This is a genomic window from Acinetobacter sp. S-1 (assembly GCF_059579785.1).
Genome location: NZ_CM184207.1, coordinates 674,565 through 691,765, shown reverse-complemented (window position 1 = coordinate 691,765; position 17,201 = coordinate 674,565). Strand labels below are relative to the sequence as shown.

15 protein-coding genes and 6 tRNA genes are annotated in these 17,201 nt (G+C 37.8%); 8 read left to right on the top strand and 13 right to left on the bottom strand.

The window, feature by feature from the left end; translation table 11 throughout:
- Nucleotides 1-170: 170 nt before the first annotated feature.
- From AC52J8_RS03420 to AC52J8_RS03410, 3 genes are all read right to left on the bottom strand, one after another.
- Nucleotides 171-1,646, bottom strand: coding sequence for an alanine/glycine:cation symporter family protein (locus AC52J8_RS03420; protein ID WP_057062565.1), 1,476 nt, complete (start codon nt 1,644-1,646; stop codon nt 171-173).
- A gap of 99 nt (nt 1,647-1,745) precedes the next feature.
- A complete protein-coding gene (locus AC52J8_RS03415) occupies nt 1,746-1,886 on the bottom strand; it encodes a hypothetical protein (protein ID WP_014207545.1) in 141 nt (46 codons plus the stop codon).
- A gap of 183 nt (nt 1,887-2,069) precedes the next feature.
- Nucleotides 2,070-2,273 (bottom strand): hypothetical protein, encoded by a 204-nt coding sequence (locus AC52J8_RS03410; RefSeq protein ID WP_086399865.1) that lies wholly within the window; start codon nt 2,271-2,273, stop codon nt 2,070-2,072.
- A 509-nt stretch (nt 2,274-2,782) separates the two neighbouring features.
- Here AC52J8_RS03410 and AC52J8_RS03405 point away from each other — a divergent pair.
- Complete coding sequence (locus tag AC52J8_RS03405; protein ID WP_086399666.1) at nt 2,783-3,490, top strand: nitroreductase; 708 nt, start codon at nt 2,783-2,785, stop codon at nt 3,488-3,490.
- A 25-nt stretch (nt 3,491-3,515) separates the two neighbouring features.
- On the opposite strand, the gene AC52J8_RS03400 is transcribed toward AC52J8_RS03405, so the two are convergent.
- Nucleotides 3,516-4,730, bottom strand: a complete 1,215-nt coding sequence (locus tag AC52J8_RS03400) for a multidrug effflux MFS transporter (protein ID WP_014207547.1) — start codon at nt 4,728-4,730, stop codon at nt 3,516-3,518.
- A gap of 127 nt (nt 4,731-4,857) precedes the next feature.
- On the opposite strand from AC52J8_RS03400, the gene yccS reads away from it, so the two are divergent.
- From yccS to AC52J8_RS03380, 4 genes are all read left to right on the top strand, one after another.
- Nucleotides 4,858-7,032, top strand: a complete 2,175-nt coding sequence (gene yccS, locus AC52J8_RS03395; RefSeq protein ID WP_017400237.1) for a YccS family putative transporter — start codon at nt 4,858-4,860, stop codon at nt 7,030-7,032.
- Nucleotides 7,033-7,132: 100 nt separating this feature from the next.
- Nucleotides 7,133-7,708, top strand: a complete 576-nt coding sequence (locus AC52J8_RS03390; protein WP_092585839.1) for an SdpI family protein — start codon at nt 7,133-7,135, stop codon at nt 7,706-7,708.
- A 155-nt stretch (nt 7,709-7,863) separates the two neighbouring features.
- On the top strand, nt 7,864-10,452 hold the full coding sequence (locus tag AC52J8_RS03385; protein WP_496538859.1) for a PepSY domain-containing protein: 2,589 nt from the start codon (nt 7,864-7,866) through the stop codon (nt 10,450-10,452).
- 114 nt (nt 10,453-10,566) lie between these two features.
- Nucleotides 10,567-11,352, top strand: coding sequence for a YdcF family protein (locus AC52J8_RS03380; RefSeq protein WP_086399664.1), 786 nt, complete (start codon nt 10,567-10,569; stop codon nt 11,350-11,352).
- Nucleotides 11,353-11,730: 378 nt separating this feature from the next.
- Here AC52J8_RS03380 and AC52J8_RS03375 read toward each other — a convergent pair.
- The 8 genes from AC52J8_RS03375 to AC52J8_RS03340 form a co-directional block, all read right to left on the bottom strand.
- Nucleotides 11,731-11,806, bottom strand: a tRNA-Val gene (locus tag AC52J8_RS03375).
- Nucleotides 11,807-11,872: 66 nt separating this feature from the next.
- A tRNA-Asp gene (locus tag AC52J8_RS03370) sits at nt 11,873-11,949 on the bottom strand.
- 36 nt (nt 11,950-11,985) lie between these two features.
- A tRNA-Val gene (locus tag AC52J8_RS03365) sits at nt 11,986-12,061 on the bottom strand.
- A gap of 89 nt (nt 12,062-12,150) precedes the next feature.
- Nucleotides 12,151-12,227 (bottom strand) — tRNA-Asp (locus AC52J8_RS03360).
- A gap of 47 nt (nt 12,228-12,274) precedes the next feature.
- Nucleotides 12,275-12,351 (bottom strand) — tRNA-Asp (locus AC52J8_RS03355).
- A 24-nt stretch (nt 12,352-12,375) separates the two neighbouring features.
- Nucleotides 12,376-12,451 (bottom strand) — tRNA-Val (locus tag AC52J8_RS03350).
- Between the two features lie 206 nt (nt 12,452-12,657).
- Nucleotides 12,658-13,161 carry a cell wall-recycling L,D-carboxypeptidase ElsL gene (elsL, locus tag AC52J8_RS03345; RefSeq protein ID WP_032005430.1) on the bottom strand — a complete coding sequence of 168 codons (504 nt, stop codon included), beginning with the start codon at nt 13,159-13,161 and terminating at the stop codon, nt 12,658-12,660.
- A 90-nt stretch (nt 13,162-13,251) separates the two neighbouring features.
- Nucleotides 13,252-13,620 carry a YbaN family protein gene (locus tag AC52J8_RS03340; protein WP_017385889.1) on the bottom strand — a complete coding sequence of 123 codons (369 nt, stop codon included), beginning with the start codon at nt 13,618-13,620 and terminating at the stop codon, nt 13,252-13,254.
- 103 nt (nt 13,621-13,723) lie between these two features.
- Between AC52J8_RS03340 and AC52J8_RS03335 the strand changes: the two genes are divergently transcribed.
- The 3 genes from AC52J8_RS03335 (at nt 13,724) to dapE (ending at nt 16,135) form a co-directional block, all read left to right on the top strand.
- Nucleotides 13,724-14,605, top strand: coding sequence for a DUF1853 family protein (locus AC52J8_RS03335; protein WP_086399663.1), 882 nt, complete (start codon nt 13,724-13,726; stop codon nt 14,603-14,605).
- Between the two features lie 123 nt (nt 14,606-14,728).
- Nucleotides 14,729-14,872 carry an entericidin A/B family lipoprotein gene (locus AC52J8_RS03330; protein ID WP_014207555.1) on the top strand — a complete coding sequence of 48 codons (144 nt, stop codon included), beginning with the start codon at nt 14,729-14,731 and terminating at the stop codon, nt 14,870-14,872.
- A gap of 126 nt (nt 14,873-14,998) precedes the next feature.
- Nucleotides 14,999-16,135: a succinyl-diaminopimelate desuccinylase gene (dapE, locus tag AC52J8_RS03325; protein ID WP_086399662.1), complete on the top strand. Its 1,137-nt coding sequence runs from the start codon at nt 14,999-15,001 to the stop codon at nt 16,133-16,135.
- 134 nt (nt 16,136-16,269) lie between these two features.
- On the opposite strand, the gene AC52J8_RS03320 is transcribed toward dapE, so the two are convergent.
- The gene (locus tag AC52J8_RS03320) at nt 16,270-17,151 is read right to left on the bottom strand and encodes an alpha/beta fold hydrolase (RefSeq protein WP_086399661.1); all 882 of its coding nucleotides are present in this window, start codon (nt 17,149-17,151) and stop codon (nt 16,270-16,272) included.
- Nucleotides 17,152-17,201: the final 50 nt, after the last annotated feature.

Here is a 17,201-nt window from a genome sequence, read left to right as displayed (position 1 = left end):
GGCCCATCTTCGCACTATGAGGTTTAAGTTCGGATTGCAATTTTAGTTGCTACTTTCGTGAAAAGCTGTAGTGAATTTATTTAATTTGTCATGTTTAAAATTTAGACTCAAGTATTTTATTTGTCCCCTATATAAAAAAGGCCCCTTATGTATAAGAGGCCTTTTGAAACTTACCAGATATCTGAATCAACTTTTTTCTTCAATTCCGGATACTTGTCAATTTTAAACTCAGGCTCTTTAATGCCTCGTTTTAATTGCTCGCGGTAATCTTTTAACAAAGTACGTGCCATTGGCGTTAATAGTAAAATTGCAATCAAGTTAATGGTTGCCATGATACCCATAAACAAGTCAGCCATTGACCAAACGAGTGGAACACTACCGATTGCACCGAAGTACACCATCACCAATACGAAAATTCGGAAGATAAACATGACTTTCGGGTTGTTATTAATAAACTGTACATTACCTTCTGCATAAGCATAGTTACCTAATACAGCTGAATAACAGAATAAGAATAATAGAACCGCTAGGAAATCAGATCCCCAATGCCCAACTTGAGTTTCTAAGGCACGTTGTGTTAATTCAACACCAACAAAACCTGCGTCTTGGTAAACGCCAGAAACTAAGATGATGATTGCAGTACTTGTACATACAATGAACGTATCTACGAATACACCAAGCATCTGTACTAAACCTTGGTTTACAGGATGTTTTACATCAGATGCAGCAGCTGCGTTTGGCGCAGAACCCATACCTGCTTCGTTTGAGAACAAACCACGTTTAATACCTTGCATCATTGCCATTGACACTGCCGCACCGAAGAAACCACCTGCCGCAGCATTGAAGTGGAAAGCTTCAGTCACAATCAGCTTTAAAATATCAGGCAAAATTGCATAGTTACTAATTGCAATATAGAGAGCAACGGCTAGATAAAGACCCGCTTTTAAAGGTACAAACATCTCTGCAAATTTAGCGATACGTTTAATACCACCAAAAATTGCCAATGCAACCATAACGACAAGCGCAAGGCCAACCCATGAAATTTCTAGATCAACACCACCTAAATGAGCAATAAGATTAGCTTTGTCCCAACCCCAAGCATGTGAAGAAGCATTAGCAATCGCATTAATTTGGACTGAGTTGAATACGAAACCGTAGGTAAAAATGAGTGCTAGTGCGAAAACCACACCAAAGGTTTTACTGCGTAAACCTTGGGTAATATAGTAAGCTGGTCCACCGCGGAACTGTTTAGTCTTGTTATCTCGAACTTTAAAAAGCTGAGCAAGTGTAGACTCAATAAAAGCAGAGCTCATACCAAGTACGGCAGTTACCCACATCCAGAACACAGCGCCAGGGCCACCAATTGCGATCGCAATTGCCACACCTGCAATGTTACCCACCCCAACACGGCTTGCAAGACCCGTTACAAAAGCTTGGAAAGGTGTAAGTCCATGCTCATCTTCGCCTTCTGTACGGCTGCTTTTCATGACACGGATACTTTGCAAGAACATGCGGATCTGCACTGCCCCCGTTAAGACCGTATAAAAAATACCGACAGCCAGCAAGAAAATAACCAGAAAATCCCATAAAGGATCATTAAAAAATTGTACCCACGACATCAGTGTGGCATTGAGTTGTTCGTTCATACTCGGTCCGCTTACGTTCTTGCTAATGTGCTAATAGCACAAGCCAAAATACTGCAATAAACAAAAAAGCCCCTCAAAATAGGGACTTCTTCAGTACATTTAAGGAAAAACTTTTAATGTCACTTGAATAGCAATTAACGTCACAAGTTTAAGCAACATAATGCCCAGCACTAAGCCTTTGAAGGTCGCATGAGAGAAAGCACCCTTCAGATAAAATGAATTCATCGCACCACTGAACATATTCCCATTTGGGTGAACAGAATGCATCGACTCGGCTACAAACTTGGAAACTAACAAATGACCACCGCTAAATCAGCTCGTTTAATGATTCCCATCAATTAATCGAGTTATAAAAATCTGGATTTAAGCCAATAAGCATATTTACATATACTTGAGAGCGAATGTCTAAAATGGATATGAATTTCAAAGACTGTAACGAGCCATCGCCATAACGCGGCTATCTGCGCCCTTTTCCCGCTGAGTGGAGAAGAGTGCATTTAGATCTGTACCAAGCTGTTGTATTTCTTGTGGCTCAGTAGTTGCGTGAGTTACGTTCATTTTCATGGTTGCAATGGTAATCGCCAATCCTTGTTTCATGAACTGCTTGTTGATGAGCGGTAAACTCATGTAAAGCTCCTTATTCCTCGTGTATTTCTCCATTTCTACATTCAAATCCTTTTTGTAAAGGGATTTTGTATGCAGCCATTTCTTTCCTAACATGAGTATGGAGAAATCATACCTGCGTAAAAAAGTCGGTATTATGCAGAAATTTAAAATTTTGTGTATGTTTTTCATTAAAATTTTATGTTATTTCCGATTGTTTTTTATCCAAAATCATCTGTTTTGTACTGTTTTTAAACATATTATACCTTTTTTTCAATTGAGTAATTTTTAATCCAACTGATGCTATAGATTTATTTTTATAGTCAAAAACATCATACTTTTTTGTCTATTTAGATCTAAAGTGGCATATTCACATTAGAGTTAATTAGACATTATATTCAAAATAAACACATCATCATATCTTTAAGGATATCCCTTTTCTAATATTTTTTGCTTATAAATGAAGTACTTTCAAAACATGAAATTAAACTTCAAAAAGTATTAAGTATTTAAGAAAAGATATAGGAGTACGCATGAATCTGGAACAAGTTCGTCTCGTTGATGAAGCTATCACTTCTCGACATTCTGTCCGCGCTTTTTTAAATACTCCAATTGAGCCAGAAGTCATTAAAGATATATTACGAGTCGCAAGTCGAGCACCTTCTGGAACGAACACCCAACCATGGAAAGTCTATGTGGTCACAGGTAAAAAGCGTGATGAAATGGTTGAACGTGTCTGCGCTGCACAAATTGAAGTTTCAAAAAATCCTGAGCTAGCAGAACAATATAAAGAGACTTTTGCCTATTACCCTGAAAAATGGATATCCCCTTTTATTGACCGCCGCCGCGAGAATGGCTGGGGACTCTACGGTTTACTCGAAATCAAAAAGGGCGAAAAAGAAAAAATGGCTGAACAGCAGCTACGTAATTTTAAATTGTTTGATGCACCAGTCGGCCTTTTCTTTACCGTAAATAAAACGATGGGAATCGGCTCTAAAATGGATATCGCAATGATGATCCAAAACGTGATGGTCGCTGCCAAGGCACGTGGCTTAGATACATGCCCACAAGCAGCTTGGAATCATTTTCACCCTATTGTTTTAGATATAGTAGGTGCATCAGATGACGAAGAACTGGTATGTGCAATTGCATTAGGTCATGCCGATCCTAACCACATTGTAAATACCTTTATCACGCCTAGAGAACCTGTTGAAAATTTTGCAGTTTTTCTAGACGAATAAGCTATAAGTGGCCATTCTCTAAAAACTATGAGAATGGCTTGGTTTTGACCTGTTGTGTCGCTTTCAATACGACAATAAAACCACTTAGTGTAAATAACACCATCATTACGCCCATATTGAGCGATGCAGACCAAATCAGGAAGTTAAGAAGCACGCCTCCTAAAAGGCCACAAGCGAATTGCATACTTCCCATAATTGCACTTGCTGTTCCAGCGCGAGCACCTTGTTTGGACATTGCTAACGCCATAGCATTTGGGCCTGTTAAACCAATGCCTGAAATAGCTAAAAATAACCCTACCATAACCAGCCATAAAGGCGCCGCAGGAATTAAACCAGCAATAAATACAATGATGGCTCCAGTCACTTGCACAAGTGAACCCGATTTTAAGCGTTTGGTAATTTCAACACGTGTTGTTAAATGCTTGTTTAAAGAGGACATTAACATGATGCCAAAAGCATTTAGTCCAAATACGTAAGCAAACTCTTGCTGATTAAGTCCGTACTGATCCATAAACACGGCAGGTGCTGAGCTGATATAGCAAAATAGTGCTGCCCCCGTTAAACAGCCTGCAAACATAGGTAAGCGGAAACTTGCATCTTTGAAAATAGCTCCATATAAAGTCACCACTTGATAGAGTGATAGCTTAAGCCTTTTATCATTTGCCAAAGTTTCTTTAAAAAAGAAATGTACGCACAGCCAACACAGCGCACCCACAATTGAAAGCGCAATAAAAATAGCCTGCCACGGAAACCAAATTAAAATCCATGCTCCGATCATAGGAGCCAAAATTGGTGCAAGCCCCATGACAATCATCATACTTGAGAAAGCTTGTGCAGAGCCTTGAACGTCCAATTTATCGCGTATTGCTGCACGAGCCATGACTACGCCAACACAACCACCTAAAGCTTGTAAAATACGGGCCGCAATCAAGCTCCATTCATTAGTAGCCATTACACAAAATAAGCTTGCGACTGCATAAAGCGCGAGGCCAAAGTAAAGTGGTTTCTTTCTACCGATACGATCGCTTAAAGGACCATAAACCAACTGCCCAATGGCTAAACCAAAAAAATAAGCTGGTAGTGTATTTGCCACCATTTGCGTACTTACCCCAAAATCATGGGCCATTTGTGGTAACGCAGGTAAGTACATATCAATGGATAACGGCCCTAAAGCCGTAAGTAAAGCGAGCAACATAATCCAGCCAATAGAGTATTGACGCTGGGCTGTTTGTTCAGACATAACGATATTTCATTTTTCACTCATTTGCATACAGACAAGCTTACACTGTCTATCGTATGATTTGTGCAACATTGGTGTAGAAATACACAAATCCTTTATCACTCAGGTTGATCAGCAAGGACTTCATTTGAAATCTTGGTTTAAACGCCTAAAAAGAGCGACTTATAACACAACATTTATGTATAACGTGCGAATGCTGATAGCCTTTTCAGGAACTGCTTTCGTGCCTTATTTTTTAGGCTATCAATTAGCAACTATTCCACTCACTTTAGGTGTAGTCGCAGCAGGTTTGAGTGATATTGATGATCGCTTTTCCGTGCGAATCATGAACCTAATTTATACTTATATTGGGTTCTTCGTTACCGCAGCTTCCGTACAACTACTTTTCCCCTACCCAATGGCTTTTGCTTTAGGGTTGATTGCTTCATGTATTGGCTGGATTTTACTAGGTTCATTAGGACGTCGTTACGCCACCATTTCTTATGGCTGTTTGGTTGTTTCGGTCTATACCATGTTGGGTGTTCACCTTTTCGATCACTGGTATATTCAACCGGCTCTTTTAGTTGCAGGTGCGGCTTGGTATGGCCTCATCGCAACGATTAGCTTTTTATTATTTCCGGTTCGCCAACTTCAAGATAAACTCGCAGCGTCTTATGCATCTCTAGGTGATTTTCTATTTGCAAAATCAAATTTATTTGATGTAGATATGACTCCTGCCAGCTATCAGCAAAGTATGATTGAGCTGTCATTAGAAAATGGTAAGTTAATTACGATTTTTAATGACTTAAAAACAGCTTTATTGACTCGTTTAAAAGGTGACCGTGGGCAAAAAGATACACGCCGAAGCTTACATTATTATTTTGTCGCTCAAGACATTCATGAGCGTGCTGACTCAGCCCATATCGACTATCAAAAGTTAGCCAAAATTTTTCAGCACAGTGATATTTTATTTAGATTTCAACGAATTTTGGCGGTTCAAGGCAAAGCTTGCCAAGAGTTAAACGAATGTATTTTACAACGTAAACCTTATAACCATAACAAACGTTTCAAGCAGAGTTTTGAGAACTTAAGACTATCTTTAGAGAAACTAAGACGTGATCAGCATTATGATCTGTTATGGGTAAATGCTCTCTTCGCTTTATACCAAAATTTAAAATCTATCGACTCTCAGTTACTCAACTTAGAAACGGAACAACACATTCAGTCTGATAAAGTTAAACAAGCAGAGAACCAGCTTAAAGATGATGATTTACAAGGATGGAACGATATTGTCATCCGAATAAAGCAAAATTTAACTCCTGAATCTGTACTTTTCCGCCATGCAATTCGCGTCTCAATCGTTCTTTTTATTGGGTATGTGCTGATTCAAATGACCAATATCGAGTACGGCTATTGGATTATGCTTACAGCCCTATTTGTAAGCCAACCTAACTTCAACGCAACCAAACGTCGCTTACGCTTACGAATTGTCGGAACATTAGTCGGAATTATTGTTGGTCTTACCATTGTATTTCTCGTGCCTTCCGTCGAAGGACAACTATTAATGTTGATCTTGAGCGGGGTACTGTTTTTTGAGTTACGCAGTAAGCAATATGCTCAAGCAACCGCATTTATTACAATTTTGGCATTAATTAACTTTAATCTAGATGGCTCGGCAATGGCTGCTGCTATTCCGCGATTTGTAGATACTTTAATTGGATGTGCCCTAGCTTGGTTTGGTGTGACCTTTATTTGGCCTGACTGGAAATTCCGACGCTTACCTCGCAACATCAGACGTTCATTACAAGCTCAATGCAATTATTTAGCTGAAGTTGTTAAACAATATCATGAAGGTCGCAATCATGCGTTGAATTACCGTATTGTAAGACGAGCTGCTCATAATACAGATGCCGAGGTTGCTTCACTTATTTCAACTTTAGCAACAGAGCCAGACTTTGACCCTACCCGTAAGTCGGATATCTTTGAATTTTTATGTTTAAACCATACATTTTTAAGTTATATCGCCGCACTTGGAGCACATCGAGAAAGCATTCAAGATCAAGCTGTTCTTAAACTCTTAGACCAAGCGCTAGATGATATTCAGGGGGCTTTATTGAGAGATGAGATGCCTGATCTTACAGCACAAAATATGCTCCAGACGATACGTCAACGTTTGAGCCAAAATAATGAAGAGGATCAAAAATCACTCATCATTTTACAGCAGCTATCACTCATGCTTGGTGTATTGAACCGTTTTAGTATGCTAAAACAACGTCTAAGTCATGATCTTGATAACGATGCCAGCGAGCTTGCATCGTTATAAATTTGAGTCGGAAATTAGTATGAAATTGGCATAATATCCTTTCCTGACTTATGCCAATTAATGCTAAACTTAAAACAGTTTACAATTTGTTATTTGCACTATGACCGCGAAAACTTTATACGCTTATACGCTTCAGCCTGTTCCCTATGACGTGTCAGAAGCTGAACAACGTAATGCACAGCTTCTTATCTGGCGCAGCACCAATAAAATCAGCACAAAAATTTGGGCAATTATGGGTATCGTTTTAGCCCTAGCTATATTAGGTCTTATTTTTATTAAGAACTACTCTACTGTTTTTTGCTGGGTTGCTATTGTTGCTGTAGTACTTTACTACCTAGGTCGTAAATACGGATTAGAATGGTACGTTAAACGCAAAATGAATGAATTTCCGGTACAGGAAATCAAAGGTATTCGTTTAGGTGTGCAGCCTCATGGTATTGTGATGCGTCAACAAATGGGCTTACAAGAAGGCGTAGGTACTATTGGATGGAAAAATATCTACGAATGGTACAATACACCTGATTTTATTTTGGTCAATTTCAAAGTAAAAGACCCTAAAGGCCAAGAACAACAAGGTGCTTATATCCTGCCTAAGCGCATGGATTCTAAAAACTTCTCGTTCAACACAATCCGCACACACTTAAAAGAATCTGTAGGCGAACCAAAAACCTTGTAATTCTAGATTTTATAAAAAGCCTCCTCATGGAGGTTTTTTATTAAGCTAAAAATAAATGATAATGAAAATTAATATTATCTCCAAAATCCATATTATCTCCCCAATCTTCGGCTATACTTCGTTACAAGATCTCCATCATATTTACATTTTCGACCATGTTTAAAAAAATTTTATTTCAAATTCATTGGTTTCTGGGTATTACTGCTGGCCTAATCTTATCCATTATGGGTGTTACAGGTGCAATTTATTCTTATGACCAACAAATTTTAAAATGGGTGAATTCTGATAGTTATGTTGTACAAGCTGAAAACACTCCAAAATTAACTCCTGCTCAGCTATATCAACATTTCAATACAACCCAACCTGAAATCAAAATTAATAGCATTACGATCGCCAAGGACCCAACCTCTTCTTCTATTGTAAATATTGAAAAAGAAGGTGAACGCCGTGGCTACAATATGATGGTGAACCCCTATAATGCTGAGGTTCTTCCAGATGTTAAAGGCCGAAAATTGTTGTTACTCATACAACAAATTCATCGTAATTTAACAGCAGGTGAAGTTGGTAAACAAATTACTGGTGCCTGCGCACTCATGCTAATTTACTTCGTACTCAGTGGGTTATATTTACGTTGGCCTAAAAAGCACTCTGCTCGTCAATGGTTGGCTGTTAAACCGAAACTCAAAGGCCGGAATTTTATTTGGGATCTACATGCTGTTGTCGGTACATGGGTCGTTGTTTTTTATCTTCTTTTCGCATGTACAGGCCTATATTGGTCTTATGATTGGTGGCGTAGTGGCATGTTCAAAGTGATGGGAGTTGAACAACCTAAACGACAAGATCATGGCGCTGCTCCTCAAAATCAAAATCGTGGAATACAACAAGGTAAACCATCTGACCGTAATAATGATAAAAAATCAGAGCCTCAATTAGATAATACTCAACTCATTACAGCACTTAATCAAACATGGAGTGGCTTCAATAGTCAGGTTGGACGTGATTATTCGACTCTAACATTAAGCTTACCGAAAAAAGATGATGGAAAAATTGAGTTAAGCTTTGTCGATGCTACCCCACAACACGAACGGGCACGTAACCAAGCCATCTATAATTATCAAACTGGCAACATCGAAAAGATGGAGCTTTACGAAGACAAAAAGCTTAATCAAAAGATTATGAGCAGCATGTTACCCGTACACCGCGGTAGCTTCTTTGGACCAATTTATCAATTCGTTGCAATGCTTGCTTCTCTAGCAATGCCTTTGTTCTTGGTTACTGGGTGGATGCTGTATCTTAAACGCCGTAAACAGAAAAAATTAACACAGGCGGCTCGTCAGTCTTTAGCAGGACAATACATTGATCCAAATGCAAAGCCTTGGCTTATTACTTATGCAACTCAAACCGGCGTAGCTGAACAACTCGCTTGGAGTACGGCAACAAGTTTACAAGAGGCTCATCAACCTGTTCAGGTAAAACCTGTACAGCAGCTAACACAAACTGATTTAGAGCAACATCAGCAGGTTTTATTTGTGATCAGTACTTATGGTACTGGTGATGCTCCTGATCTTGCTACAAGCTTTGCTAAAAAACTTTTAAAATTGAATGTGGATCTTAAGCACATCAACTATGCTGTTCTAGCGCTGGGCTCTAAAGAATATCCAGACACTTATTGTAGTTTTGGCCATGCAGTAGATGCTTGGCTTAAAGCAAATGGTGCCCATGCTCTCTTCAATACAATTGAAGTTGATAATGCAAACCCATCGGATATTCAAAATTGGAATCAATCTCTCGCGAAGGCAACCAAATTAGATTTACATGCTGTAAATCTGGAAAAAGTATTTGATAGTTGGACATTACATCAACGTGATTTACTCAACCCAAATAGCTTAGGTCAGCCTGCTTATAATATTGAACTTAAAGCAAATCATGAGGCGATATGGCAAGCGGGTGATATTGCTGAAATCCAGCCTGGTAATAGTCCTGAACGTATTCATGCTTTTTTGCAAAAGCATCATATTCTTAAAAATTCAAAAGTTGATTCACTACAGATTTCAATCGAAAAAGCACTTTGGAATAAAGATTTAACTGGTGAAATTGAACCATTTGCCAATCTGGATCATTTATTAGAGCAGCTCCCTACTCTACCAACGCGAGAGTATTCGATTGCGAGCATTCCGTCTCAGCAAGTCCTTCGTTTGGTTGTTCGTCAACAATATGATGCTTCTGGTAATTTAGGTTTAGGTTCGGGTTGGCTGACTCAACATACCCAAGTTAATAATGAAATTGCTTTGCGTATTCGTACCAATGAATCATTCCATCTTATTGATGACAACCGCCCTATTATTTGTATTGGTAACGGAACAGGTATTGCTGGCTTAATGAGCCTATTACACACCCGTACACGTCATGATTACACTGAAAACTGGTTAATCTTTGGTGAACGTCAAAGAGCATGTGATTTCTTCTATGAATCAACTATTGAGGCATGGAAAACCACAGGAATGTTAAAACGCCTCGATTTAGCATTTTCCAGAGATCAAGAACAACGCATGTATGTTCAAGATGTAATCCGTCAGAATGAAGCAGAATTAGTAAACTGGATAGAACGCGGTGCTGTTCTGTATGTATGCGGTAGTATAGATGGTATGGCAAGTGGAGTCGATCAAGCCCTTATCGAAATTCTGGGTGAAGAACAGGTAGATGATTTAAGACAACAAGGCCGTTACCGCCGTGATGTTTATTAAAGATCAATAAAAACTAAAACCGAGTAATAGCTTAAATGCTTTACTCGGTTTTTTATTGCATTCAGAATGATTTTGCATACACTGTCTGCAATTTAAATTGCAACTCTAAGCACAATGCAAGTCAGTAAGTGGATCCGTATTTTCCTAGCAATCATTGGTTCGATTTTATTTCTAGATGGATTAGTTCTAATTTGTCTCAATAAAATTAATGTAGGCACCGTTATTCCTTTAATTTTAGGTACTTTCTTCTGCCTATATTCCTTATTTTATTATCATTTAGAACGCTTTTTCTTCTATCACTATCGCTTACACACACTTTGGCGTTTTGGATGGTTATGCTTCTGGATATGGTTAATTGGCTTAGGCTATTTTTTTAGCTTTATTAAAGAAAATAAAGATACTTCAAATAATATTCCTCCAGTAAAAGCAATTATTGTCTTAGGAAGCGGTGTTGAGAATGGTCAGCCATCCACAATTCTTGCAAAACGTTTAGATACGGCCGCCCCTCTAGCCCTAAAACAGCAGCAAGCACAGATTGTTCTAACAGGTGGTCTTGATTTTTCAGAAAAAGAAAGCGAAGCATTGGTTATGTCTCGTTATCTTGAACAAAAGTATCATATCGCAAGAGATCAAATGATCCTTGAAGATAAAAGCACCAGCACAGAGCTTAACTTAAAAAATAGTAAACCCTTATTAGAACAGCACCACATTACCTTAGACCAGCCAATCGCTATTGTGACAAGTGATTTTCATATTCCTCGAGCAATAGCAATTGCAAAAAAACAGGGCTATACCCAAGTTTATGGGGTAGCGGCCGAGACACCATTAGCTACTCGCTACAATGCATGGTTACGTGAATATTTCGCATATGCAAGTGGATGGCTTTTAAACGAATATTAAAAATAATTTAATAAAAAAACTGCTATTTAAAAAATAGCAGTTTTTTTATTTGTGAAAATATTAGTGATCGGTACAAATACAGAGTTGATCTAAGCTGAAGATCATAAATTGCAAGTTAGATTCTTATCTTTAGCCACTAATAAAGAAATTTAATAAGGAGGAGGAAGCCCATCAACAGCAAGAGTAAAAAAACACTAATGCTAAAAAATTAAGAACTAGCGATCAATAAAAAGAATAACTTAAAGGTATAAGGACTTTAATTTTAAAATAGAAACGTTGTATCTACACTGAGTCACGTAGTAAATAAATTTACATGTAAGTATAAGATATTTATAGATGAATATGAATTTAGGGAATTTAAATTTCTGATAGAAATTATGGTGGGCGCTGACGGGATCGAACCGCCGACATTCTGCTTGTAAGGCAGACGCTCTACCAACTGAGCTAAGCGCCCTTAATGAGAAAAGATAGCGAATGTATCTTTATACTCTACATTCTCTAGACAAGGGAATCAAGAGAATGGCGCAGCGGACGGGGCTCGAACCCGCGACCCCCGGCGTGACAGGCCGGTATTCTAACCAACTGAACTACCGCTGCACTACAATACTTTAAAATAAAGTATGGTCACATATATGGTGGGCGCTGACGGGATCGAACCGCCGACATTCTGCTTGTAAGGCAGACGCTCTACCAACTGAGCTAAGCGCCCCAAGAAGAAAAAACTAATAAATTATTAATTTTTCGATTTAAAATTTTTACATCTTAAATCATCTTCCAAACACAACCCGAACTGAAAAGTGGCGCAGCGGACGGGGCTCGAACCCGCGACCCCCGGCGTGACAGGCCGGTATTCTAACCAACTGAACTACCGCTGCACTTTCACAATATCGCAATTGTGGGGTAAACGATGTTAAGTCTTAAGTGGCGCAGCGGACGGGGCTCGAACCCGCGACCCCCGGCGTGACAGGCCGGTATTCTAACCAACTGAACTACCGCTGCACTTGAGAGCTTAACGTAAAGGCTTGGTGGGCGCTGACGGGATCGAACCGCCGACATTCTGCTTGTAAGGCAGACGCTCTACCAACTGAGCTAAGCGCCCTTAACGTCTTCATCGTTTGTGAGGTGCATTATAGAGAATCTTTAACAGGTGTCAAACGCTTTTCGACAACTTTTCAAAAAAATGCGAATGAATGATTAAAAATAAGTCATTATTAAGTAAAAAACAATTTTTTGTATTTTATTTAAGCACTTATTTTAATATTTTGATCATTCAGCTAATTAAATAAGAATTTTTAAAATCTTATTTTAGGTTAAAGATTGCTCAGACAAATAAACCAATGCATCTTCAGCGACTAAATCAAACAACTCAATGATTTCTTCATTACGCATTCGAATACATCCATGTGACATGGGAACACCCATCGGTTCTTTATCAGGTGTGCCATGAATATAGATATAACGCTGCATGGTGTCATGACCTTCGCCTTTATTGAAGCCTTCTTCTAAGCCATCTAACCAAAGAATGCGTGACAATATCCAATCTCGCTCAGGGAATTGTGCTGCTAGTTCACTACTATAGACCTCCCCTGTTGGCTTACGTGCAATAAAAACCGCATTTTGAGGAGATTGTGCACCAATTTTTTTTGCAACCCTATGCCATCCACGTGGAGTCCTACCAGTATTCTCTTGCTCACCGATTCCGTTCTTTCCAGTAGAAATGACATAAAACTTATTATGTTTAGGCAAAGTTAATGTTTGATTTGCTAAATCGATGAGGACATCTGCTTCTTCGAGCTTAAATTGAGACATTGAACTTATTCTCTTATATCAACTCAAATACTTTGAGTTTAAGTAAAAATTTATATGAAGAACTTGTCTTGCGCCAAAATTAAAAGATTATCAATCTTTTAATTTTGGCTCAGGGCGTAGCCATAACCAAACTGCAACGATGAACATGGTAGTATCAGTAAAAATCTTGACCCAAAGCGGTGCTGAAGTAAATAGCATTATAAGGCCACTGATTGCCATCATTATGCTTGCAATCCATTTTGCTTTACGTGGTACTGTACCATTGGCTCGCCAATCACGTAATGTTGGGCCATATTTGGGATGGTTTAACAACCAATCATCCATTTGTGGCCATCCCTTTGAAGCTGCCCATGCAGCTAGAATCAAAAACACTGTTGTGGGCATACCTGGTAAAATTGCTCCAATAATGCCTAGCGTGATAAAAATCACGACCAAAGAGCGCCAGAACAATGTTCGCATATATAAACCTTAACCTGCTGTTAGCGTTAGTATAAAGTGTTTTTCTAATATTGTTTGTTGATCCCTTATGAAATTAGGATGAATTACTCCGAGTATTAAATATATGAATATTGCCTCAGTGAAAACTTCCTATTTCGAACCATGGCTTCAATTTCAACATCCTATAGTGCGACAGCTAGCTTTTTGTATTGCTAGTCCAAATTTACTTTGCCAATTACCAAAAAGTTTTTCTATACAACACGACTTTAAGCTGCACCCAACCGAAGTATGGGAAGAGCATTTCCAAAATTATTTACCACGGTTAAAAGAGCTTGATCAGTCACCAGAGCCTTTAATCCAGTTTTTATCTCAACTTAAAAGTACACGTTTAGGTTTACGGTTTGAGAATTTACTTTGGTTCTGGCTACAAGAGGATAATTATCATCCTTACCAACTGTTAGGTCATAGTATTCAAAAGATTGATGGAGCAAAAACTTTAGGTGAGCTAGATTTTTTAATTTTAAATAAAGAAACTCAACAAATTGAACATTGGGAGGTCGCGTTAAAATACTATTTGGGCGAGGCAGACTTACATTTAGAACAATGGATTGGATTAAACCGTCAAGATACTTTAAGCAAGAAACTTTATCATTTTACGAATAAGCAATTTCAATTTTCTGAGGCATTAAATTTTAGGATTCAACAACGTTTTGCGGTTTTAAAAGGACAACTCTACCTGCCACTTCAGTTAAATTCTCAAAAGTCGCTACCAGACTGGATAAATTTAAAGCGTCGTTTGGGATATTGGGGGACTACCATTCCCCATTCTTCTTTTTATCGATTGGAAAGACACGAATGGTTGTGTCCAAATAAAGAGCAGACTTCAAATCAAGCACATTGGTGGACAGACGGTCTATATTGTAAAAATAGTGAAGAGGTTTTGTTTTATATGTTTAGACATCTTTCGTACTTAAACATTAAGCCTCACCTGCAAAAATTAAGCTAATTAACAATAAGTTTTAAGCTTCTAGAAACATTTTATAACGTTTTTACTATTAAACAGTCATGTTTCTTTTTCCGTTTGTTTTTTAATCTAAATTTACTTCATTATTAAATTTAAACGGAGAAAATGATGAAAAAAGTTTTAGCTGCGTCTGTAATGGTTGCTGTTATTTTAACAGGGTGTAATACGTTTAAAGGTTTTGGGCAAGATGTTTCTAAAGCAGGTGATGCTGTAACAAATACTGCTGAAAAAACACAAGATAAAATGTAAGTTAGAGTTGTTACTTCAAAAACCTTATCATTCCGATAAGGTTTTTTTATTTTTACGTACCCATCCCCTAGAGATTCGCCTATTATATCGGACTATATTTCACCTGATCAGCACGCAATTTTCGGTATGAACCATTCAGACACTCTCTCGCTTAGCTTAGAACTGTTACAACAACCTTCTGTTACTCCTATTGATCATACATGCCAAACCATCATGGCAGACCGTTTAGCCAAAATTGGTTTTCATATTGAACCAATGCGTTTTGGTGAAGTTGACAATCTTTGGGCGCGTCGCGGAACTGAAGAACCTGTATTTTGTTTTGCCGGTCATACTGACGTAGTTCCGACAGGTAAGTTAGAAGCATGGAATTCAGATCCGTTTGTACCTGAAATTCGCGATGGAAAATTATATGGTCGTGGTTCGGCCGATATGAAAACAGCACTTGCAGCTATGGTCGTTGCATCTGAACGTTTTGTCGCAAAACATCCTGATCATAAAGGTTCAATTGCTTTTCTAATTACTTCTGATGAAGAAGGCCCTGCTATTAACGGTACGGTTAAAGTGATTGAGACTCTTGAAAAACGTAACGAAAAGATGACATGGTGTTTGGTAGGCGAACCTTCTAGTACCCATAAATTGGGTGATATTGTTAAAAATGGTCGTCGTGGTTCACTTAATGCCGTATTAAAAGTTCAAGGTAAGCAAGGTCATGTGGCTTACCCACATTTGGCGCGTAATCCGATTCATGAAGCATCACCAGCTTTAGCAGAACTGTGCCAAACTATTTGGGATAATGGAAATGAATATTTCCCAGCAACATCATTTCAGATTTCAAATATTCATGCTGGCACTGGCGCAACAAATGTCATTCCTGGTGCACTAGAAGTTACTTTTAACTTCCGTTATTCAACAGAAGTAACAGCAGAACAACTTAAACAACGTGTGCATGAGATTTTAGATAAACACGGTTTACAGTACGAAATCGTTTGGAATCTTTCTGGTTTACCATTCCTAACACCTGTGGGTGAACTCGTTAATGCAGCGCAAACTGCTATTTTGAACGTAACCGGTACTGAAACTGAGCTTTCAACGAGTGGTGGTACTTCTGATGGCCGTTTTATTGCTCCAACAGGTGCACAGGTATTGGAGTTAGGTGTTCTGAACGCAACAATTCATCAAATTAACGAACATGTTGATGTACAAGACCTTGATCCACTAACTGATATTTATGAGCAAATTTTGGAAAATTTGTTAGCTAAGTAAAAGTTAAAATCTAATGAATTGAAAAAGCGCCCTTTTGGGGGCGTTTTTTATATTTAAAGTATCAGTACATTCTTTAAAAATTTTAAATATTATTTATATTCAAAAACTAGAAAATTAGTTTTAATATAAAGAGCTTAAAAAGCTGCTTTTGAATTCTTATCTATCCATTGCAATATAGTTGGCCAGACTTCTTTAGCAGCATTTTGGCTAAGTACAATTCGACTATGAGAATAATTTTCTAAGTTACTATTGGAATAGCCAAATTCTCGAAATATATTATTTTCATTTTCAAAAGCTTGCAAATATTTATAGCATCCTTTAGCAGGGGCAATAAATTTATCGCCAGTCCCGCAAATAGAATATATTGGAACTCTAATAGAACTCATAAATTTTTTATAATCTATATCTTTAAATTCACTTATAAAATTTTCCTTTAAGTTCCAATTAAACCATGGACGCATCGTGTAATAGGTTTCATTTATTCGCCCCAACTTAAATTTATTAGCAGGAATCTGACCTAGACCTTTTACAACTAATTTTGCAGAAAACAATTTAATAAAATCAAAGGAATTATTTACTGCTCCAAATGCTTGGCAAGCAACAAAAGTAATACTTTGAATATTTTTTAAATATTCAGGATAATTAATTAAGAACATGGTTAAGCATAGCCCTCCACCACTGTGTGTTACACAGTGCAAGGAGGTTATATTAAAATGATGGCGAATGTAATGAAATGCAGTTTTATATTCATATAATGCAACAGTTTCAAAATTAAATGGTATATCTGTTTTTGGGCTAGTACCATGCCCTCGCCACTCTAAAATAAAACAAATACAACCATGATTTGCCAAATAATCTGCAATGCCTATACAAACAGTTTTATCCGAAAATGCACCATGAGATAAGAAAATTGCTTCTTTTTTTATTAGAGAATTATTTCTTTTAGAAATTTCCCATAAAGCAAATTCACCATGATCATCTGTTTTTAAAATATGTAGCTCTTTATGAATTGACATTTATTTTCTGCTATAGAAGATTTTATTCTAGGTTATTTCGCTATGATTAA

Bases quoted from the DNA above. Each gene is read 5' to 3' on its own strand.
- AC52J8_RS03420 (WP_057062565.1), bottom strand. From the start codon at position 1,646: ATGAACGAACAACTCAATGCCACACTGATGTCGTGGGTACAATTTTTT.
- AC52J8_RS03415 (WP_014207545.1), bottom strand. From the start codon at position 1,886: ATGTTCAGTGGTGCGATGAATTCATTTTATCTGAAGGGTGCTTTCTCT.
- AC52J8_RS03410 (WP_086399865.1), bottom strand. From the start codon at position 2,273: ATGAGTTTACCGCTCATCAACAAGCAGTTCATGAAACAAGGATTGGCG.
- AC52J8_RS03405 (WP_086399666.1), top strand. From the start codon at position 2,783: ATGAATCTGGAACAAGTTCGTCTCGTTGATGAAGCTATCACTTCTCGA.
- AC52J8_RS03400 (WP_014207547.1), bottom strand. From the start codon at position 4,730: ATGTCTGAACAAACAGCCCAGCGTCAATACTCTATTGGCTGGATTATG.
- AC52J8_RS03390 (WP_092585839.1), top strand. From the start codon at position 7,133: ATGACCGCGAAAACTTTATACGCTTATACGCTTCAGCCTGTTCCCTAT.
- AC52J8_RS03385 (WP_496538859.1), top strand. From the start codon at position 7,864: ATGTTTAAAAAAATTTTATTTCAAATTCATTGGTTTCTGGGTATTACT.
- AC52J8_RS03380 (WP_086399664.1), top strand. From the start codon at position 10,567: ATGCAAGTCAGTAAGTGGATCCGTATTTTCCTAGCAATCATTGGTTCG.
- elsL (WP_032005430.1), bottom strand. From the start codon at position 13,161: ATGTCTCAATTTAAGCTCGAAGAAGCAGATGTCCTCATCGATTTAGCA.
- AC52J8_RS03340 (WP_017385889.1), bottom strand. From the start codon at position 13,620: ATGCGAACATTGTTCTGGCGCTCTTTGGTCGTGATTTTTATCACGCTA.
- AC52J8_RS03335 (WP_086399663.1), top strand. From the start codon at position 13,724: ATGAATATTGCCTCAGTGAAAACTTCCTATTTCGAACCATGGCTTCAA.
- AC52J8_RS03330 (WP_014207555.1), top strand. From the start codon at position 14,729: ATGATGAAAAAAGTTTTAGCTGCGTCTGTAATGGTTGCTGTTATTTTA.
- dapE (WP_086399662.1), top strand. From the start codon at position 14,999: ATGAACCATTCAGACACTCTCTCGCTTAGCTTAGAACTGTTACAACAA.
- AC52J8_RS03320 (WP_086399661.1), bottom strand. From the start codon at position 17,151: ATGTCAATTCATAAAGAGCTACATATTTTAAAAACAGATGATCATGGT.